Below are 18,544 nucleotides of genomic sequence, written 5' to 3'. Positions count from 1 at the left end.
ATGCGGCCATCCGGGCCGTTGCTGTCGAACACGTGGTTACGACCGGGAACACCGCCGCCACCACCTCGTTCCAGACCGGTCTCGCCCACGGCATCGCCGCCAAGTTGACCGCCTTGCATGAGGAACGGGGGACCTCCATGCGCGCCTCGACCGGCCGCGATCTGGTGCCGATCAAGGCGGCTTTGGTCGATGACGAACTGGCCCGGCTTGGCATGACCTTCGAAAAACGGAGTGTCGGCCGGGGCAAGCGGGTGCTGAGGGCCGCCTATCACGCCGGTCACGAGGCCGCCGACCGGTTCGAATACCGCCCGGGGATCGAGTGATGCTGCGAAGAGGGGAAGACTTGGCGAAGTGGGCTAAAGTGTCGGCAGATGCGAGGTGCCCATGACACAGACAGTCCCGAAGCCATCACAGCCCCCCCGCCGTCCGTTCTCGCGGGAAGGCCGTCCGGCCGAGATCGAGGGGATGGCGTTGGTCGCCCTGCGCACCATGAGCCCCGTCGAGATGGCGCAGGTGACCAAAGCCCTCAAGAGAGGAAGGCATCTCCGGTGTTCGCTTGGCGAGGCTCCATTTGAGCCGGACGGATGCTAGGCGGGTGGCAGAGGGTGGTTCCGCCTCAATCCTGGCGACCTTCGAGCCGGAAGACGACCGGGCCGTCATCGACGAAACGCCTGAGCAGGGGCTCGAACGGACTTTGCGTGAGGCCAAGGCGCGCGGCGATGCCGTCAAGCGAGATTTGCTGGCCGCCCCGGAGATGTTGAGCACCGCCGCCATGGCGGAGTGGTTAGGTATGTCCAGCGAGGGTGTCCGTCTGAAGCGCAAGCGCCACCAAGTGTTGGGGGTCGATTTCGCCAAGCGTGGCATCCGCTATCCGGAATGGCAGGTGTTGGAGAACCGGCAACTCCTTCCGACCCTGCCGCGCCTGTTCTCGATTCTGGGCGAGGATTCTTGGGCGGTGTATCGCTTCCTGCTGCAAAGCCATCCCGAATTGGGCGGTTGCCGTGCCCTCGACGCTCTGAAGCGCGGACGGGGAGACGACGTGTTGGCCGTCGCCTCCAACGTTACCGTCGGCGCGTTCGCCTGATATCTGTGTCCCGATCCCCCCATCCTCTGGCTTCTGTGCCGTTGTGGCCGTGGCTGGCGGCGTCTGGCACCACATTTTCCGTGACTCTCATCCCGATCCGCTTGGCTTTGGCCATGCGCCCAGCCGTTTTTCCGATCCGTGGAAGAGCGCGAGAACGCGCTTCGGTGTTTACTATGCTGGCGGCAGCTTCGAGACGGCGTTCCTGGAGACGCTCGTTCGTGACACCAGGAACCTGAACCCGGGTCTGCTGTTGTTGTCCTCGCGCGATCTTGACGTCTACGTCCATGTCGCGATCACCGTGTAGGAGTCTCTTCGACTGGTCGATCTGCGAGCCGGTAACATGGTCTCCTACCAATGCCGTACGGGCACAGTCTCATCGGCTCGGCCAACGGATCAGCCGCGTCCGGCGACGGCCCTACGCCACGATCGCCGGACAAACCGGAACCGCCGTCAGGCGGAACGGACATCTTGGAGGAAACGGATCACGACGGCCTTCATTTGCTGGGATTCCCGACTGAGCGTACGGGCCGAGGTCAGAACCAGCGCGGCGGCCTCGCCGGTTTCTGCCGCAGATTGCGACACGCCGCCAATATTGGATGACACCTGATTGGTTCCCTGCGCCGCCTGCTGAACATTGCGAGCGATATCGGCGGTGGCGGCGGACTGCTCCTCGACGGCGGCCGCGATCGCTCCGGCAATGGTTTTGATTTCCTCGATCCGGTTGACGATTCCCGCGATCGCCGTCACTGCCGCGCCGGTGGCGGTCTGGACCGCGCCAATCTGGGCGCCGATCTCCTCGGTGGCCTTGGAGGTCTGGTTGGCGAGATGCTTGACCTCTCCCGCGACGACGGCGAATCCCTTGCCAGCATCCCCCGCCCTGGCCGCCTCGATTGTCGCGTTCAAAGCCAGCAGATTGGTCTGCGACGCGATATCGTTGATCAGATTGACGACCACGCCGATCCGTCCCGACGCTTCGGCCAGACCGCGTACCGTGTCGTTGGTGCGTCCGGCCTCTTCGCTGGCGGTATAGGATATGCGGGCAGATTGCTCAACTTGGCGGCCGATTTCCATGATCGACGCCGACAGTTCCTCGGCCGCGCTGGCAACGGTCTGGACGCTGGCGGACGCCTCTTCGGTCGCGGCGGCGACGGTTGCCGCCTGGTGATTGGCGCGCTCGGCGTTTCCGGTCAGCCCCTGGGCCGTTTGCTCCATTTGGCTGGCCGAGTCGGATAGCAGATCGACGACGCTGGCGATGGCGCGGTCGAACTCGCCCGTCAGGCTCTCGATCCGCTTGCCGCGCGCCTCGCGCGTTGACTGTTCCACCTCGCGCTCGGCGGCCATACGGTCGCTGATAATGGCGTTGTCTTTGAACACCTGGACCGCTTCAGCCATCTGCCCGATTTCGTCGCCCCGGTCGCGGGCGGGAATCTCGATCGTCTTGTCGCCATCGGCAAGTCGGCGCATCGCTCCGGTCATCTCGCCAATCGGTGCCGCAACGCTTTTCTGCAAACCAAGGGCGAGCAGCCCGATCAGGGCAAGAAGCAACCCCAGCGAAACGAACGCCGTGATCTGGGCCTGATGATAGCTTTTCTTGGCTTCCTGACCGACGGTTCCTGCGGTCTTGGTGTTGAAGGTGATGGCGGCGACCAGATTCTTGCGGGCCTCCCCATACGTACTCAGCCCCTCGCTCAATTGGGTTGCACGGGCTTCCTGCTTAAGGCCGCGGCGGGACAGGTCGAGCGCTTTTTCGGAGGCTGGAATGTAAATTTCCCAGCTTCGATAGAATTTATCGTAAATCTCCTGTTCCTCTGGTGAAATAATCATCGTTGTATAAGTGCGAAGAATCTCAGCTATCTGATTTCGTCTATTATTTATGTTGGTCTCTTGTTTCTTCATTTCGTCGGTAGTCGTCGCGATTACATGAGCAAGTTCGTGAAGTCGATGCTCCACAACCAGTGTTTCCAGCCCCCCCAGAGCGGTCGCACTCGGCATAAGATTGTTGATAACTTCTTCGCTCGCCTGATCCATTGCCGCCATTTTTACCAAGCTTACCCCGGTATTGATGACAACGACGACCATCACCACGGCGAATGCCAGTATGATTTTCATCGGAATTTTAAGATTGTTCAGAGCTTTCATTGCTCCCCTTCCTTTTTGTCAATACCAAGCATCGCCCAATCGATGTGCCTGGCATAAAGGCCCCCTATCCATTTTATATATGATGGGACGCGGGCAACCAGAATCCAAGAGGGGATACTGCTTATATTATATAACGCTAATGTTAAGGGTAATTCACTATTTTTTAGGAGATTTGGGTGTGTTCAATGTATTTATAGATGATAAATTATATACCTATAATAATAAAAGAGGTGTGGAGTCGATGGCGGAAAGCCAATACGACATCAACTATCAGCTTTTATTCATCTCTGCCCCAGCCCCTCCCTACCGATGTCCATGCCACTCCTCTTCAGGTTGTGTAGAGGCGCGTCCGTCCGTCGCCGATCGAAGGGATCGGGTGTGGTGTGGTTCGGTCTGGCGGGTTGAGGATTTCGGGTGGGAGTCTGGGGCACTTCGCCCCGTCGGTCAGGTGACCAGTCGCGGCAGCCGCCCAAGGACGAGGCGCAAGATATCCTGGTATGGGGTGGCGGAAGGCAGATGCACCTTGACGACGGTCTTCATCTCAATGACCCGGGCCACCACTCCCCCCGTTACTGCTACATCGGCCGGTCAAGGCTGGTTTCCGGAAGTGTCCAGTTGCAATTGCCTGACAGGTGCAGAGGCGTATGCGCTACCGCGCACATCATTCGGCTGTAATTTTTTGAATGATAGAACGTGCCCCGGGTTTGCTTTTTCAAAGCGGTCCTTCATGCACGACATGACGAGGTTGATGCATGAGCGGCCTTGGAAAAATTGAAATGCAACTAGACCGAATTTCCCCTTTTCTGGACACCGGAATTCGCAATAAAGAGGTATTTCCTCAACATCTGTTACCTTATCTGCGATAATTGCGGCTTTTTTGTATCAATAAGGTTGCTCTCGAAACCAAATGTTCTGTAGTGAAAGTAGCCCTGGCTGCTTCCGATGCTATCTTCATTTTTATCTCAAAGTACCAAGTTCGTTCTAATTCATTATTTTTGATAACTGCGGCATGTTCATTGATAAAATTTGAGATGAATTTAGGGGCTGAAGTTTTTAGGTTGTTGCTGTTTAACGGGAGCAGGGCGCTATTCCCGCGTTCATTCACGCCAATGCGATAAACTCGAATGCCAATCGTACTCGCCATCTTCGCGGTCCATGTTTTGGGTCACTATTTAAAGGTTGCGTCTTCATATCTACGTGATCAATCAAAAATATATTTTGTGATGGCATTGAGTCATGTGTTCGCAGTTTGCCGATAGCGCCGCCCCAATCCGTGCTGAGCGGGGGCGGCATCCATCAGCGAACCAGCAACAACCCACACGGCCTTCGCCGGGTCTGACGATACTGCGATGACGGTCCAGGTCTGACCGTCTGCCGTCAAGGTGTCGCCAGGGGACGGGTCAGTCTTCAGGGCGGTTGCCACAATCGAGACGCGGCGATCCCCTGCGGCGACCAACTGGTTCGCCAATTAATAGGCGCCCTAATTCTCAATCAGCCCCTTGGCCTTGAAGGTCTTTAGTGACCCCTGGGGTTACATTCACGGTGCTGGGGTCGTATTCGTCCCCCGTGGTGCGGCTCAGTGTGACGCTATACGTCACACCTGCCAGTGCCCAGCCGATGGTGCGGGCGATGCCGCCTTGAAGGGGGGATTACCGACGGACGACGGACAGAGACCGCGGAGCGGTGTCCGTAGGTCTCCTTGATTGCTTTCGGCCGTTTTGTTAGCGTTTTGGTGCTGGAAACCTACCTAAAAAACGCCGAATCCAGATCAAAGACGCTGGCACTGCTGGTGCCGAGGGGGAGGCCATGGACACCATCTTGGCGACCGACTGCCGAAGTCGGCCCGTGGCCGCCATGGAACCTCCCAGGGCCGCCTCGGTCAAACTTGCCGGAGGCGAGCTTCGTGTGGCGGTGGACCGTGGTGACCTGCCCCTCGACGCCTTGTGTGGCTTTGCTAGCCGCAGGAACCCAAAGCGTCCGTTTCTTTTCGTCAGCCGCGTTCTGGGCCGCCATATTCCCGTCCGGCCCGCCACCATGCGTATGGTCCACCGCAGGTTGGCGGCGAGGCTGCCAGCTGGTCTTCCCGGCCCCGCCGTCGTGGTCGGGATGGCCGAGACGGCCATTGCACTCGGGCACGGCGTTCACGACGCCTGGCGGACCATGTCCAAACGGGGCGACCTGCTGTTCATCCACTCGACCCGCTACCACTTGGCGGGCCACCGGCTGCTCTCGACCTTCGAGGAGAGTCACAGTCATGCCACCGGGCATCTGATCCACGAACCGGCCCACCCCGCAGACGCCGACTTGTTCGCGATCTGCCGGACACTGGTCCTGGTGGACGATGAGGCGTCCACGGGATCGACGTTCGTTGCCCTCGCCGAGGCGTGTCGGCGGCACATGCCGGGCCTGTCCCGGATCGTCTGTGTCACCATCACCGACTGGATGGGCGAGGTGAGGCGGGAGGAGATCCGTGATGCGATGCCCGCCCGGACGGACTTCGTCTCCCTGCTGGAGGGGCACTATTCCTTCGTCCCCTCCGACGCCCCGCTGCCGAGGATGCCGGACGTGACCGGAGATGGCGGTTTCAAGGATTCCCTGATCCCCGTCAACTGGGGCCGCACCGGGCTGCGGGAACCCCACCCGTTGCCGGATCATGTGACGGCGATTGAGGCGAAGCCCGTGGAACGCATTCTGGTGCTCGGCACCGGGGAGTTCGTCTATCCTCCGTTCCAGCTTGCCCGCCGCCTCTCGGCGATGGGGGCGGACGTCATGGTGCAGGCGACGACCCGCTCGCCGATTATGGAGGGCAACGACGTTCACGGGATACTTGAATTCCCCGACGCATACCGGGATGGCATCCCCAACTTCCTCTATTCCGTCCGCCCCAGGCAGTACGACCGTATTCTCGTCTGCTACGAGACCCCGCCCGAGACCGCCCAGGAAGGCCTCATCGCGGCCCTCGGGGCCGAACCCGTTTTCTTCAACAACTCCGGAGGCTGACATGCGGCGCGTCGTCTTTGTCGACCTCGACGACACCCTTTTCCAGACCCAGCGGAAGAACCCGCATGCCGACCGCCTCGCCGCCGTGGATCGGGATGGCAACCCGTTGTCGTTCCGCTGCGGCCGCCAGGAGGCCTTCCTGGACTGGCTCGCCAAAGACGCCTTGGTCGTCCCCGTCACCGGACGTAGCATCGACGCCTTTCTGAGAGTGACGCTCCCGTTGGGCATGCGGGCGATCTGCTCGTTCGGCGGCGTGATCCTGGACGCTGACGGCAAGCCCGAGCCCGAGTGGCACGGGCGCATGGCTGACGCCGCTGGCGGGACGGAAGCCGTCATGGAGGGGCTGTTGGGCACGGTCGCCGCCGCCGCCGACCACCGCGTGGACGTCCGCCACCGGATCATCCGTGACGCCGGGCTGCCTCTGTATATCTCGGTCAAGCACAACGCTGTGGATGGCGGGGACATGGCCCGCTTGGCCACTGCGGTTTCGCCTGCGGTCCCGGAAGGCTGGACCATCCACCTGAACGGCAACAACATGGCCCTGCTGCCGCCGTTCCTGGGGAAGGCCCCGGCGGTGGCCTTCTTCCTGGAGCGTTTCGTGGGCGGTGGACCCGTCCTGACCGTCGGCGTCGGTGACAGTCTGACCGACGTCGGCTTCATGGAATTGTGCGATTACGCGGTCGCCCCTAGTAAATCCCAGATCGTGTCCGTCTTATCCTGGCAGACGCCGCTCGCGGCATCCTGGACGGGGGAAAAGGAATGATGGGTTTGGAGGACGGGTTCAGCGGGAGCTACGACCCCGCGGACGTCACGTTCCTACTCAAGGCGGTCGTCCTGCCGTGCGTCGACGTCGAGGAGAAGGAGGCGGCGATCCAGAGCGGCCGGAGGCATTACAGCGAGATGCTCGCCCCGGAGAGGGCCCCGACGCGCGAATATATGCGCGCCTTCCGCGAGGCCTTCGAGGTGAATCGCGCCCGCGTTGGTCGCGACGTCGCCCGACTGGCGAAGGCGCTGGCCCTGCGGGGAGCCGACGAGACCGTCTTGGTTAGTCTTGCCCGGGCGGGAACGCCCGTCGGTGTGCTGCTGAAGCGGGCGCTCGCCGCGTTGGGGCGGAAGGCGACTCACTACTCGATCTCCATCATCCGCGACAGGGGCATCGATCTGGTGGCCATGCGGGCGATCCTTGGCAGACATTCCGCGTCGGACGTGGTCTTCGTGGATGGCTGGACGGGCAAGGGGGCGATAGGCTCCGAGCTCGCCAAGGCCATCTCCAACGACATTCCGGACCTTGCCGGGGCCCCCCTGTGCGTTCTGTCCGACCTTGCGGGCGTGGCCGACCTCGCCGCCGGCGACGAAGATTATGTCATCCCCTCTGCGATCCTGAACGGCGTCGTCTCGGGGCTCGTCAGCCGCACGGTTCTGAACGACGAGGTGGTCGGGCCGGGTGACTTCCACGGATGCGTAGTGCTGGACTACCTCGCAGACATGGACCTGAGCCGCTGGTACGTAGACGACCAGATGGAGGACGTGCTCGCCTGCCTCCACAACGCCGAGCCGGCGTCGTGGAGCCGCGAAGAGCGGTCGCGGACCGCCGCAGTGTCCACGGCATTCGTGGAGTCGATGCTCGTCCAGACAGGGGCGAAGGACAGGAACAGGATCAAGCCGGGTATCGGCGAGGCCACGCGGGCCCTGCTGCGGCGGATGCCGGAACGGCTGTTCATCCGCGACCCTAACGCCCGCGACGTCGGGCACCTGATGTTCCTCGCGGCCGAAAGAGGCGTGGCGGTGGAGGCCGATCCCGGCCTTCCGTACGGCGCGTGCGCCGTGATCAAGACTTTGGGGGACGCATGACCATCTCGCATCTTCGCCTCGGTGCGAGCCTCTACGTGCCCGCCACCCGCCCTGACCTCGCGGCCGTGGCCAACGGCGAGCGGTACCCCGGACTCAAATCCGTCATCCTCTGCACCGAGGACAGCATCAAGCCGAGCCAGGTCGAGGCCGCCCTGGGGAACCTGAGGGAGTGCCTTCCGCAGATCGCGACGGAGCATCCCCTCGTCTTCATCCGACCCCGGAACGCCGAGGTACTCGGTCGCATCCTGGAGATGACGGGGGTCGGGCGGATCGACGGCTTCGTCCTGCCCAAGGTTACCCGGGACAGCCTAGCCTCCTACGCGGCCATGGTCCCGGAGCGGTTCCTGATGATGCCGACCGTGGAGACCAAGGAGGCGTTCGACCCTGCGGCCATCGCCGACCTGCGCGCGGCCATGTCCGAGCCCGCCATCATGAAGCGAATCCTCGCGGTCCGGATCGGTGGCAACGACCTGCTGAACCTGCTCGGAATCCGCCGTCGGCCAAGGCGGACCATTTACGACACTGCCGCGGGACCGGTGGTGGCGTCCCTGGTTGCGGCGTTCAGGCCTTTCGGTTTCCCGCTGACGGCCCCCGTGTTCGACGATTTCGGCGACGCCGAGACCCTGAACGAAGAGGTCGTCCGCGACGTCGAGCACGGGCTGGTGGGCAAGACGGCGATCCATCCATCCCAGGTCTCCCGGATCGAGAGGCACTACAGGGTCTACGACGCGGACCTGGCAATGGCGCGGCGGGTGCTCGATGGGGACGCGCCGGCTGTTTTCCAGGTGGACGGGGTTATGTGCGAGCCAGCCACCCATTCCGAATGGGCCCGTTCGATCGTCGAGAGGTCCGAGGTTTACGGCGTCGAAGGGAAGGAGACGTTCCTGGACAGGCTGCCGGTGGTTTTGTGACGTACTTAATGGGTGTGTACTGATGGGCACAGAAGATCGTTCGGCGTAGTAAGCGAGCGCGGAAGTTCAAACGCTCGCCGTTGATCTCGTGTTTGCAGTCGACCGTGCCCATGACCTCCGGCCCGCCCATCAGCTAGACGAGGACGTCCTCCGACTCGAAGGCGTCCCTGCGCTCCGAGACCGCCTTCCGCCTCTGCTGGGGGCGGACACGGGTTGGAATGGGTCACCCTATGGACGAACGTCGAGCGCGTCGTCGGTGTTCGATAACCCTGGGTTGAGCTTGACCTTCAACTCCTGTCCCCCTGACAATAATCGCCACACGGTTAGATTGTATATGCCAGGAGATGGCGGTGCCACATCGCTCCGGCCCCGTCGGCCATGTCCACACGTCGTATAGCAAGGGGCGTATGCCGGTAATACGCCGCGTCCTGAGGGGTATCGTCGGGGCCGTGGAGGGGAAACCTCATGTGCTACCGAAACGCTAATACGGCTTGACTCGATTACCGGGACTGCGAAAATCCATCAACTTTCGGTGGCCGCGTGTTCCTTGGCGCAGCCTCCGGAACGGAGGATCTTTTGCGGTTTTTTTTCCTGGTTTCTTTCTTCAACGACAATGTCGGAGTTATCCAATGGCTGTTTCGCTGTCGAAGGGCGGTAACGTCTCCCTGACCAAGGAGGCCCCCGGCCTCACCGCCATCGACGTCGGCCTGGGCTGGGACGCCCGTGTCACCGACGGCTCTGCGTTCGACCTCGACGCCTCGGCATTCCTGCTGAACGAAGGGGGGAAGGTCCGTAGCGACGCCGACTTCATCTTCTACAACAACAAAACCTCCGCCGACGGCTCGATCGTTCACCAAGGCGACAACCAGACCGGCTCGGGCGATGGCGACGACGAGGTCGTCTCGATCAACCTGTCCAATGTTCCCGCCGACGTGCTGAAGGTCGCCTTCTCGGTGACGATTCACGAGGCCGAGGCCCGCAAGCAGAATTTCGGCCAGGTCGCCAACGCCTATATCCGGGTCGTCAATAAGGCCGACGGCAAGGAGATCGCTCGCTACGATTTGTCTGAGGACTACTCGACCGAAACGGCGATGATCTTCGGTGAGATCTACCGCAACGGCGGCGAGTGGAAGTTCAAGGCCATAGGCCAGGGCTTCGCCGACGGCCTCGGCCCGCTCGCCAAGAATTTCGGCGTCAACATCGGTTAAGGGGGCCGACATGACCGTCTCTCTCACGAAGGGCCAGAAGGTCAGCCTGTCCAAGGACGGCACCTCCCTGACCCGTATTTTCATGGGACTCGGCTGGGATGTCGCCAAGAAGGGAGGCCTCCTCGGAGGCCTCTTCGGCGGCAACGAGGACATAGACCTAGATGCGTCCTGCCTAGTTTTCGATGAGACCGGCAAGCAAGTGGACGAGATCTGGTTCCGCCAGCTCAAGGGCATGAGTGGTGCCATCGTCCACACCGGCGACAACCTCACCGGCGCGGGCGACGGCGACGATGAGACTATCAAGGTCGACCTGTCGAAACTGCCTGCGACCGTCAAGTCGCTGGTCTTCACTGTCAACTCGTTCCGCGGCCAGTCCTTCGACAAGGTGGCGAACGCCTACTGCCGGGTGGTGGACGAAGTGTCCGGCAAGGAGTTGGCAAAATTCGCCCTCGGTGAGGCTGGTTCCCACACCGGCTTGGTGATGGCCAAGATCTACCGACACAATGAAGAGTGGAAGATCCACGCGATCGGCGAGAAGACGACCGGCCGCACCTTCCACGACATGATGCCGACGATCCAGTCGGCCCTCTAAGGGCCGCGAGAGGGGGGGAGACGAATGGCGGTGGTAGTCCTGACGCCGGGCGCGAATGTCGGCATCCCCGAATGTAGCCGGATACTGGTCGCGGTCGGATGGGAGCCAAAGTCCGTGGCCGGGATGGAGATCGACGCCTCGGTCTTCATGGTCAAGGCGGACGGGAAGGTTCCAGACGATGGGTATTTCGTCTTCTACGGGGCTCAATCCTCACCGGACGGGTCCGTCCGCTTCCTGCCTTCCCCCCCGACCGGTTTTGCCTCAGACGTGCAGGCGTTCGAGGTCGAGCCCGGCAAGGTGTCGGCCGACGTGGAGTCCATTGACGTCTGCGTGACCCTCCACGAGGGGCAGGTCCGTGGGCAGAGCTTCGGCAGCCTCACGGGCGTGTTCGCCCGCCTCGTTGACCCGTCCTCGGGTCATGAGGTCGCCCGCTTTGATCTGCCTGTCGCGGGCATGAAGGAGACGGCGATCACCCTCGCCAAGGTGTACCGCCGGAACGGCCAATGGAAGATCCGGGCGGTCGGGCAGGGCTTCGTCGGCGGCTTGGCCCCATTGGCCCGCCAATACGGTGTGGACGTCGCTGACGATGCCTCGACGCCTCCGCCCGTGCAGGAGAAACCGGCTCCTCCTCCGCCACCACCTGCGCCCAAGCCGGTCAGCCTAACCAAGGTCACCCTGGAGAAACGGGGCCAGTCCGTCTCTCTTGAGAAGAAGGCTGGCGAAGGCTTCGGCGAGATTGTCTTCAACCTGAACTGGAACCAGAGACCTGAAAAGAAGGGCGGCTTCCTGGGCAGGATTCTGGGTGGGAACAAGGGTATCGATCTCGACCTTGGCTGTCTCTGGGAGCTGGAGGACGGCGACAAGGGCGTCATCCAGGCGCTCGGCGAGGCCTGGGGCGAGTACCGCAGCGAGCCGTTCATTCGGCACGCTGGCGACGACCGCACCGGGGCAATCGCCCAGGGAGAGAATATCCGCATCAATGGCGACAAGCTGTCAAAGATCAAACGGATCCTCGTGTTTGCGTTCATCTACGAGGGCGTCCCGAACTGGGCGGCCGCCGACGGCGTGGCGACTGTGAAAGTTCCTGGCCAGCACGACATTGAGGTGCGGCTCGACAATCCCGCGTCCGGACAGGGGATGTGTGCCATCGCCCTGATCGAGAACGACAAGGGCAAGCTGAAGGTGACCAAGGAGGAGCAGTATTTCCGCGGTCATCTGGACATGGATAAGGCATATCGCTGGGGCCTCCGCTGGGTCGCCGGCTCGAAAAATTGAAGGAGAACACAGATGTCGTTCGCGGATTGGCTGAAGAAGAATGTCACCGAGGCCCGGGATGCGATGAACACTGAGATCACGAAGTTCAAGTCGAAGGACCTGCTTGAGGCCGTGGTCGCCGGCTGCGCCCTAGTCGCCTACGCGGACGGCAAGGTTTCGTCGGAGGAGAAGCAGAAGATGATGGGCTTCCTGCAGACCTCCGACCAGCTCAAGGTCTTCGACTCCGGGGACGTCATCAAGATCTTCCAGAAGTACGTCGAGAAGTTCGAGTTCGACAACACGATCGGCGTCGGCGAGGTCATGCAGGCCGTGGGCAAGTTCCGCGGTAAGCCGCAGGCCCAATTGGTTGTCCGTGTCTGCTGCGCCATCGGTGCAGCCGACGGCGATTTCGACGAAAAGGAGATGGCGGTCGTCCGCCGCATGTGCTCCGAGCTCGGTCTGAACCCCTCCGACTTCAACCTCTGACCAGGACTTCCCTATGGCCCATTTCGGCTTCCCGATCGAGACGATCATAATCTTCTTCGCGGCCATAGGCCTGTCGGTCTTCATGGACCTGTTCGCCCATCGGAAGACCACGGAGATCACCGTCCGCGACGCCAGCCTCTGGTCCGGCTTCTGGATCAGCCTGGCGGTGGCGTTCTACGGCTATCTTTGGTTCCGTTTCGACAAGCATTGGGCGGACCTGTATCTCGCGGGCGTCGCGCTGGAGAAGTCGCTCTCCGTCGATAACCTGATCGTCTTCATGGCGATCTTCGCGTCGTTCGGTATCAAGGGTGCCCTCCAGCACCGCATCCTGTACTGGGGCATCATCGGCGCCCTGGTCTTCCGCGCTATCTTCGTTGCGGCGGGAACCGGCCTGTTCATGCTCGCCCCTTGGGTCGGCTTTGTCTTTGCCGCGATCGTCGCCTGGTCGGGTTGGAAGATGCTCAAGTCCGGCGGGGACGACGAGGAGATCACCGATTACGCCGAGCACTGGTCGGTGAAGATGACCGAGAAGGTGATGCCGATCTTCCCCCGCCTGCACGCGGAGAGGTTCTTCGTCACCCGGGCCATCGTGAAGGACCTCGCCAAGTCGGATCCCACGATCAAGCTTGCCAAGGACTCGGCGGTGTTCGCCACTCCGGCCTTCCTGTGCCTGATGGCGATAGAGACGTCGGACGTGATGTTCGCGTTCGACTCGGTTCCGGCCGTGATCGCGGTCACCCAGGAGCCGCTGCTGGTCTACGCGGCCATGATCTTCGCCGTCCTCGGCCTCCGCTCGTTGTACTTCGTGCTCGCGGCGTTGACCAAGTACCTCGTGCATTTGGAGAAGGCGGTCATCTGCCTGCTGTTCTTCATCGCGTTCAAGCTGACGCTCCAGTCTGGAGAACACGTCTTCGGCTGGGACTTCATCCACATTTCCGCCAACACAAGCCTATTGATCGTCCTCGGCACGCTGGCCGCCGGCATCGTCGCGTCGTTCGCCTGGCCGGAGAAGGACAAGGCACCCGAGGCGGCCAAGGCCGAGCGGGAGCCGGAGGACGTGGCCTAATGCTTCAGGGTGGCTGTCTTCGACTTCGACCTGACACTGGGTCGGAGAAGGCACGGCGGGTGAAGGTATTGGCTCGCCGACGTGGAGGGCTGCGTTTGGAGCTACAGGAAGATGCCCAATGACGGGGCGATGCTTGAGCTGGCCGACCACCCAACGGTCGTGCTGGCCTGAAACGGGAGGTAGGTGAAGAACATGGCCATTTCGTTGAGCAAGGGCGGAAACGTCAGCCTGTCCAAGAGCGAGCCCGGTCTCAAGAGGATACTGATCGGCCTCGGCTGGGATGCCCGTTCCACCGACGGTGCCGACTTCGACCTGGACGCCTCGGCGTTTATGCTCGGGTCGAACCACAAGGTCCCGAACGAGAAGGCATTCATCTTCTACAACAACCTGAAGTCTATCGACGGCTCGGTCGAGCACACCGGCGACAATAAGACCGGCAGTGGCGACGGCGACGACGAAGCGATCAAGGTTGACCTCGACCTCCTCCCTGCGGACGTTCAGACCGTGGCGGTCACCGTCACCATCCACGACGCCGAAGGCAGGAAGCAGAATTTCGGGCAGGTCAAGAACGCCTTCATCCGCATCGTCAACGATGAGACGGACAAAGAGATCGCCCGCTACGACCTTTCCGAAGATTACTCGACCGAGACCGCGATGATCTTTGGCGAGATCTACCGTCATAACGAGGACTGGAAGTTCCGGGCCGTCGGCCAGGGATACTCTGGCGGCCTCGCCGCCATGTGCGCCCAGTACGGCATCGACGTGGCCTGAACCAAGCAAAGAAATAGGAGAAAGGCTAATGCGCCGCCTTCCCGTCTACCTCGTCCTTGATGTCTCCGGCTCCATGCACGGTGAGCCTATCGAGGCCGTCCGCAACGGCATGCAGATGCTCGTCAGCACCCTGCGGACCGACCCCTACGCCCTTGAGACCGCCTTCCTGTCCGTGATCGTCTTCGACGAGAAGGCCCGCCAGGTCGTTCCGCTGACCGAGTTGATGGCGTTCCAGCCCCCGACCGTAGAGGCTGGCTCCACGACCTCGCTGGGCGACGCACTAAAGGTGGTCAAAGAGTGCATCGAGCGCGAGGTCAAGAAGACCACCGCCGAGGAGAAGGGCGACTGGAAACCGCTCGTGTTCATTATGACCGATGGCCAGCCCACCGACGACTGGGAGAAGGGCCTGAACGAATTCCGCAAGGTCAAGACCGGCATGGTGATCGCCTGCGCGGCCGGCCCGCAGGCCGACACGAAGATCCTGAAGCAGATCACCGAAGTCGTCGTGTCGCTCGACACCGCCGATTCCTCGACCATCGGCGCGTTCTTCAAGTGGGTCTCCGCCTCGATCTCGACCTCGTCCAAGAAGGTTGACCTCACCAAGGCCGAGTCCAGCGAGATCAGCGAACTGCCCCCGCCCCCGCCCCAGATCACTCTGGTCTGAACGAAGCCGCCTGAAGAAGAGGGGAGGGACGCGTGAGAAGGCTTCCGGTCTATTTGCTGCTCGACACGTCCGGCTCCATGCGGGGCGAGCCGATCGAGGCCGTCAACACGGGCATCCGAGTCATGGTCAGCGCCCTGCGCCAGGACCCGCACGCCCTGGAGACGGTGCATGTCAGCATCATCACGTTCGATTCGGACGCCAAGGTTGTGGTCCCGCTTACGGCCCTGGACGAACTACAGGTGCCGGTGATCACCACCCCCCAGTCCGGCCCGACCCACCTCGGTCTCGCCCTTGAGACCCTGGGAGCCCGTATCCGCCGGGAGATCAAGCGGTCCACGGCCGAGGAGAAGGGCGACTGGGCTCCATACCTGTTCGTGATGTCCGACGGCAAGCCATCGGACATCCAACTCTTCGAGGAGCAGTGCCCGCTCATCCGCTCCATCGGCTTCGCCAGCGTCATCGGCTGCGTTGCCGGCCCTAAGGCCCGCAAGGAGGATCTCCAGCCCCTGTGCGACCACGTGGTGTCCCTGGACACCATGGACAGCGCCGGGTTCACGAGCTTCTTCAAGTGGGTGACGGCGACGATCTCGGGCGGCAACAAGTCGATGGGGACCACCACCACCGTGGCTCTGCCGCCGCCGCCGCCCGAAATCCAGGTGGTCTTCTAAGAGGGGAATGACGATGCGTCGGCTGCCGATCTTCTTTCTCGTCGACGTCTCCGAGTCGATGGTCGGGGAGAACCTGTACAAGCTTGAGGCGGGCATCGGGGCCGTTGTGTCCACCCTGCGCAAGGATCCGTACGCCCTTGAGACCGCGTTCCTCTCCGTGATCGCGTTCGCGGGAAAGCCACGGACGGTGACACAGCTCACCGAGCTCTTCGCCTTCCACCCCCCGGAGCTTCCCGTCGGCGGCGGCACCGCCCTGGGGGCTGCTCTGTCCCACCTGATGGACGAGATCGACCGAACGGTGGTCACCACCACCCCAGACCGCAAGGGCGACTGGCGGCCCATCGTCTTCCTGCTGACGGACGGACACCCCACGGACGACGTCGCGAAGGCCGTCGAACGGTGGGATCGCTCGTATCGAAAGCGGGTCAACATGGTCGCCGTGTCCATCGGTAGCGGTGCCGACCACGCCCTGCTGAAGCAGATAACCGACGAGGTGGTGGTCTTCAACGACTCCGCCCCGGACGCGTTCGCTCGCTTCATCAAGTGGATCTCGATGTCGATCCAGAGCCAGAGTCGCAGCGTCAGCGCGGGGCAGGACGGGAAGGTCAGCCTCGCCAAGGCCGAACCGGGCTTGCTCGCCCCTGTCGAGGCGTCCGAGGGGCTGACCCCGTTCGCGGGTGTGGACGATCGCTACGCGGTGTTTGTCGGCAAGTGCTCCAAGAAGAAGCTGCCGTACGTGGTCAAGTATGAACGGCACATGGGGCGGATCGAGACGACGGACCCGGTCTTGTCCCAACTTCTCAAAACCCGCCGTTACGCTCTGGACACGGCCGTCCCGGTGAAGAGCAGCTACTTCGACCTGTCCGACGGCGTCGGTAGCGGCCAGTCAGTCAGCTCCGACGACCTGATCGGCCAGCCGAACTGCCCGCATTGCGGGGTCCAGTTTGCCATGGCGGTGTGCGGCTGTGGGCGGATTCATTGCGTCGAGGGCGGCGGCGAGCAGACGTGCCCTTGGTGCGGCAAGACCGGAATGTACGGCACGGCCGAGGCTGGCGAGGGCTTCGACATCGGAAGGGGGCGGGGATGAACCAAGACTACACGCTGTCCCGAGCCCTCAAGGCCACGCTCATCAACTTCATGCAACTGGCGAAGGTCGAAGGTGTCCCCGATCCGGGCGATGGTTTCCTAGGGCTCACGGGGCTATCCCCCGAATCCAGGCGCATTCACCTGATCATGGACCTTTACGAAAAGGAATTGGCGGCGATCCGCGCCAAGAAGCAGGCCGAGGCACAGCCCAGCGATGCCGCTCCTGGGCAGCAGGCGAGGCCCCAGGCCTTTCCGGTTCTCAAGTCGGGGATCCAGTCCGCCCCCGTCCCTGACCCCATGCCCGGCGCCACCAAGTATGTGCCGACCGAGGAATTCAAGGCTCTCCTCCCGCCTGAGAAGGTCCCCATGACCGCCGAGACGCCCCCCCACCCCCTGGGGACAGAGGGAGACGCCCACCCGCCGGAACGCCCCGCGCTGGATGCAGGGTCGTCCCCCGTCCCGGCTATGGCTGCTCCCCAAGCACCTGCCCCGGAGCCTGCGCTCTCCGTCCCCCAGCCGGGCGGCATCCCCGCCGTGCCCGTGCGGTCCGCAGTCTCGGAGAACATCGCCGCGATGCCCATCGAGACGGTCAAGAAGACGGCCTATCTGAAGAACGCCAGAGCGAACGAGGCCTACGAAGGGGTGGTCGAGATCGACGGGCTTAAGGGCCTGAGGCTGGAGGACGCCGGCGGCTCTGGCCTGACCCTGGACGATGCTTCTGGTCTCCTGAAGGGCGTCCCCACGTCCAGCGGCGATTTCGTCGTCCGCCTGCAGGGACTCCTACACGGCAAACGGTGCGAGGTCGCAGCCAATCTAGCCGTGATCCCCGACCCGAAATCGCTCTGGGTATCCAAGGACAGCGACCGCAGCGACCCGTTTTGGAAGCCCGACGAGGCCTTCGGCCAGACGGAGGGTGACCTCCTCTGTGTCGCGGCGAGTAAGCGCGGCCGCTCCCACGCCAAGGACGGCACGTTCCGCGACGATGACTTCGGCCTTCTGGCCAACGGCCCAGGCGGCTGGCACATCGCCGTGGTGGCCGACGGGGCAGGCAGCGCGAAATACTCCCGCCGCGGATCTAAGGTCGCTGTCGATACGGTCCTCCGCGAGCTGCCCAAGTTGCTCGACGATCACGTCACCCCGCATCTGGCCAAGCTCGTCCCCGCCCACCTGCAGGGCAACCCCGACGCGGGCGTTCAGATCAAGAGCCAACTCTACCAGTCCCTGGCAACCGCCGCCTTCAACGCAGCCAAGGCTATCGAGGAGGAGGCAGCCTCTAAGGTCGAGAAGGCGTCCGCCTTCTCGACCACCCTCATCGTGGGCGTAGTCCACAAGATCCCCGAGGGATGGTTCGTCGCAGGGTTCTCGGTCGGCGACGGCGGGGCGGCGGTCTTCGACGTTCGCGACGGCTCCCTGACGAACCTCACGCTGCCCGACAGTGGCGAGTTCGCCGGGCAGACCCGCTTCCTTCAGAAGTCCGAGTTCTCGGGTGGCTTCGACGAGGTGGCGAAGAGGATCTTCTTCGACGTCCGCAAGGACTTCACGGCGGTCGTCCTGATGACCGACGGCATCTCCGACCCGAAATTCCCGACCGACAACGTGTTCGGGGACCCGGCGAAATGGGTGGAGTTCTGGAACGGTGACCTGTCCACGGCGGTGGACTTCTCCCGGCAGAACGCGGCAATGGACAAGCAGTTCCTGGATTGGCTGGACTTCTGGTCCCCTGGGAACCATGACGACCGAACCCTTGCCGTCCTGGTGCCCTGA

The 18,544-nt window shown here is 62.6% G+C and carries 20 protein-coding genes and 1 pseudogene; 18 read left to right on the top strand and 3 right to left on the bottom strand.

Going from position 1 to position 18,544, the window contains the following annotated elements:
* The 4 genes and pseudogenes from PHAMO_RS19750 to PHAMO_RS20115 form a co-directional block, all read left to right on the top strand.
* A pseudogene (locus tag PHAMO_RS19750) lies at positions 1–323 on the top strand (hypothetical protein); the annotation flags it as partial.
* A 61-nt stretch (positions 324–384) separates the two neighbouring features.
* Positions 385–591, top strand: a complete 207-nt coding sequence (locus PHAMO_RS19570) for a hypothetical protein (RefSeq protein ID WP_002730488.1) — start codon at positions 385–387, stop codon at positions 589–591.
* Between the two features lie 4 nt (positions 592–595).
* Entirely contained in the window at positions 596–1,084 is a 489-nt protein-coding gene (locus tag PHAMO_RS14880; protein WP_155801826.1) for a hypothetical protein, read from the top strand.
* Between the two features lie 49 nt (positions 1,085–1,133).
* A complete protein-coding gene (locus tag PHAMO_RS20115; protein WP_235720858.1) occupies positions 1,134–1,388 on the top strand; it encodes an RES domain-containing protein in 255 nt (84 codons plus the stop codon).
* A 146-nt stretch (positions 1,389–1,534) separates the two neighbouring features.
* Here the strand turns inward: PHAMO_RS20115 and PHAMO_RS14870 are convergent, their stop codons facing one another.
* The 3 genes from PHAMO_RS14870 to PHAMO_RS14865 all read right to left on the bottom strand — a co-directional run bounded on the left by PHAMO_RS14870 (position 1,535) and on the right by PHAMO_RS14865 (position 4,691).
* Positions 1,535–3,223 (bottom strand): methyl-accepting chemotaxis protein, encoded by a 1,689-nt coding sequence (locus tag PHAMO_RS14870; protein ID WP_002730485.1) that lies wholly within the window; start codon positions 3,221–3,223, stop codon positions 1,535–1,537.
* Between the two features lie 853 nt (positions 3,224–4,076).
* Positions 4,077–4,367, bottom strand: a complete 291-nt coding sequence (locus tag PHAMO_RS19565) for a hypothetical protein (RefSeq protein WP_002730484.1) — start codon at positions 4,365–4,367, stop codon at positions 4,077–4,079.
* 90 nt (positions 4,368–4,457) lie between these two features.
* Positions 4,458–4,691 (bottom strand): hypothetical protein, encoded by a 234-nt coding sequence (locus PHAMO_RS14865; protein ID WP_002730482.1) that lies wholly within the window; start codon positions 4,689–4,691, stop codon positions 4,458–4,460.
* A gap of 386 nt (positions 4,692–5,077) precedes the next feature.
* Here PHAMO_RS14865 and PHAMO_RS14860 point away from each other — a divergent pair, with 386 nt between their 5' ends.
* From PHAMO_RS14860 to PHAMO_RS18670, 14 genes are all read left to right on the top strand, one after another.
* Positions 5,078–6,223, top strand: coding sequence for a phosphoribosyltransferase domain-containing protein (locus PHAMO_RS14860; protein WP_040567455.1), 1,146 nt, complete (start codon positions 5,078–5,080; stop codon positions 6,221–6,223).
* 1 nt (position 6,224) lies between these two features.
* Entirely contained in the window at positions 6,225–6,986 is a 762-nt protein-coding gene (locus tag PHAMO_RS14855) for an HAD family hydrolase (protein WP_002730477.1), read from the top strand.
* Entirely contained in the window at positions 6,983–8,074 is a 1,092-nt protein-coding gene (locus tag PHAMO_RS14850; RefSeq protein WP_002730475.1) for a cysteine protease StiP family protein, read from the top strand. Before PHAMO_RS14855 ends, PHAMO_RS14850 begins: the two co-directional genes overlap by 4 nt.
* The gene (locus PHAMO_RS14845) at positions 8,071–8,985 is read left to right on the top strand and encodes an HpcH/HpaI aldolase/citrate lyase family protein (RefSeq protein WP_002730474.1); all 915 of its coding nucleotides are present in this window, start codon (positions 8,071–8,073) and stop codon (positions 8,983–8,985) included. The genes PHAMO_RS14850 and PHAMO_RS14845 overlap by 4 nt, the downstream gene beginning before the upstream one ends.
* A gap of 629 nt (positions 8,986–9,614) precedes the next feature.
* Entirely contained in the window at positions 9,615–10,193 is a 579-nt protein-coding gene (locus PHAMO_RS14840) for a TerD family protein (RefSeq protein WP_002730472.1), read from the top strand.
* A 10-nt stretch (positions 10,194–10,203) separates the two neighbouring features.
* Positions 10,204–10,785 (top strand): TerD family protein, encoded by a 582-nt coding sequence (locus tag PHAMO_RS14835; protein ID WP_002730471.1) that lies wholly within the window; start codon positions 10,204–10,206, stop codon positions 10,783–10,785.
* A 24-nt stretch (positions 10,786–10,809) separates the two neighbouring features.
* A complete protein-coding gene (locus PHAMO_RS14830; RefSeq protein ID WP_002730470.1) occupies positions 10,810–12,060 on the top strand; it encodes a TerD family protein in 1,251 nt (416 codons plus the stop codon).
* 12 nt (positions 12,061–12,072) lie between these two features.
* A complete protein-coding gene (locus PHAMO_RS14825; RefSeq protein WP_002730469.1) occupies positions 12,073–12,525 on the top strand; it encodes a tellurite resistance TerB family protein in 453 nt (150 codons plus the stop codon).
* A gap of 13 nt (positions 12,526–12,538) precedes the next feature.
* Positions 12,539–13,591 carry a TerC/Alx family metal homeostasis membrane protein gene (locus PHAMO_RS14820; protein WP_002730468.1) on the top strand — a complete coding sequence of 351 codons (1,053 nt, stop codon included), beginning with the start codon at positions 12,539–12,541 and terminating at the stop codon, positions 13,589–13,591.
* Between the two features lie 192 nt (positions 13,592–13,783).
* On the top strand, positions 13,784–14,362 hold the full coding sequence (locus PHAMO_RS14815; RefSeq protein WP_002730467.1) for a TerD family protein: 579 nt from the start codon (positions 13,784–13,786) through the stop codon (positions 14,360–14,362).
* Positions 14,363–14,390: 28 nt separating this feature from the next.
* Entirely contained in the window at positions 14,391–15,026 is a 636-nt protein-coding gene (locus PHAMO_RS14810; RefSeq protein WP_002730465.1) for a vWA domain-containing protein, read from the top strand.
* 32 nt (positions 15,027–15,058) lie between these two features.
* A complete protein-coding gene (locus tag PHAMO_RS14805) occupies positions 15,059–15,694 on the top strand; it encodes a vWA domain-containing protein (protein WP_002730463.1) in 636 nt (211 codons plus the stop codon).
* A 13-nt stretch (positions 15,695–15,707) separates the two neighbouring features.
* Entirely contained in the window at positions 15,708–16,781 is a 1,074-nt protein-coding gene (locus PHAMO_RS14800) for a TerY-C metal binding domain-containing protein (RefSeq protein WP_040567421.1), read from the top strand.
* Positions 16,778–18,544 carry a PP2C family serine/threonine-protein phosphatase gene (locus tag PHAMO_RS18670; RefSeq protein ID WP_002730461.1) on the top strand — a complete coding sequence of 589 codons (1,767 nt, stop codon included), beginning with the start codon at positions 16,778–16,780 and terminating at the stop codon, positions 18,542–18,544. Before PHAMO_RS14800 ends, PHAMO_RS18670 begins: the two co-directional genes overlap by 4 nt.

Source organism: Magnetospirillum molischianum DSM 120 (genome assembly GCF_000294655.1).
GTDB classification, from domain to species: domain Bacteria; phylum Pseudomonadota; class Alphaproteobacteria; order Rhodospirillales; family Magnetospirillaceae; genus Phaeospirillum; species Phaeospirillum molischianum.
The sequence above is the reverse complement of the archived record's forward strand: the minus strand, read 5'-3'. Positions and strand labels throughout refer to the sequence as shown.

Excerpts from the sequence above, each read along its gene's own strand:
- PHAMO_RS19570 (WP_002730488.1), top strand. The coding sequence starts at position 385 with ATGACACAGACAGTCCCGAAGCCATCACAGCCCCCCCGCCGTCCGTTC.
- PHAMO_RS14870 (WP_002730485.1), bottom strand. The coding sequence starts at position 3,223 with ATGAAAGCTCTGAACAATCTTAAAATTCCGATGAAAATCATACTGGCA.
- PHAMO_RS19565 (WP_002730484.1), bottom strand. The coding sequence starts at position 4,367 with ATGGCGAGTACGATTGGCATTCGAGTTTATCGCATTGGCGTGAATGAA.
- PHAMO_RS14860 (WP_040567455.1), top strand. The coding sequence starts at position 5,078 with ATGGAACCTCCCAGGGCCGCCTCGGTCAAACTTGCCGGAGGCGAGCTT.
- PHAMO_RS14855 (WP_002730477.1), top strand. The coding sequence starts at position 6,225 with ATGCGGCGCGTCGTCTTTGTCGACCTCGACGACACCCTTTTCCAGACC.
- PHAMO_RS14850 (WP_002730475.1), top strand. The coding sequence starts at position 6,983 with ATGATGGGTTTGGAGGACGGGTTCAGCGGGAGCTACGACCCCGCGGAC.
- PHAMO_RS14845 (WP_002730474.1), top strand. The coding sequence starts at position 8,071 with ATGACCATCTCGCATCTTCGCCTCGGTGCGAGCCTCTACGTGCCCGCC.
- PHAMO_RS14840 (WP_002730472.1), top strand. The coding sequence starts at position 9,615 with ATGGCTGTTTCGCTGTCGAAGGGCGGTAACGTCTCCCTGACCAAGGAG.
- PHAMO_RS14835 (WP_002730471.1), top strand. The coding sequence starts at position 10,204 with ATGACCGTCTCTCTCACGAAGGGCCAGAAGGTCAGCCTGTCCAAGGAC.
- PHAMO_RS14830 (WP_002730470.1), top strand. The coding sequence starts at position 10,810 with ATGGCGGTGGTAGTCCTGACGCCGGGCGCGAATGTCGGCATCCCCGAA.
- PHAMO_RS14825 (WP_002730469.1), top strand. The coding sequence starts at position 12,073 with ATGTCGTTCGCGGATTGGCTGAAGAAGAATGTCACCGAGGCCCGGGAT.
- PHAMO_RS14820 (WP_002730468.1), top strand. The coding sequence starts at position 12,539 with ATGGCCCATTTCGGCTTCCCGATCGAGACGATCATAATCTTCTTCGCG.
- PHAMO_RS14815 (WP_002730467.1), top strand. The coding sequence starts at position 13,784 with ATGGCCATTTCGTTGAGCAAGGGCGGAAACGTCAGCCTGTCCAAGAGC.
- PHAMO_RS14810 (WP_002730465.1), top strand. The coding sequence starts at position 14,391 with ATGCGCCGCCTTCCCGTCTACCTCGTCCTTGATGTCTCCGGCTCCATG.
- PHAMO_RS14800 (WP_040567421.1), top strand. The coding sequence starts at position 15,708 with ATGCGTCGGCTGCCGATCTTCTTTCTCGTCGACGTCTCCGAGTCGATG.
- PHAMO_RS18670 (WP_002730461.1), top strand. The coding sequence starts at position 16,778 with ATGAACCAAGACTACACGCTGTCCCGAGCCCTCAAGGCCACGCTCATC.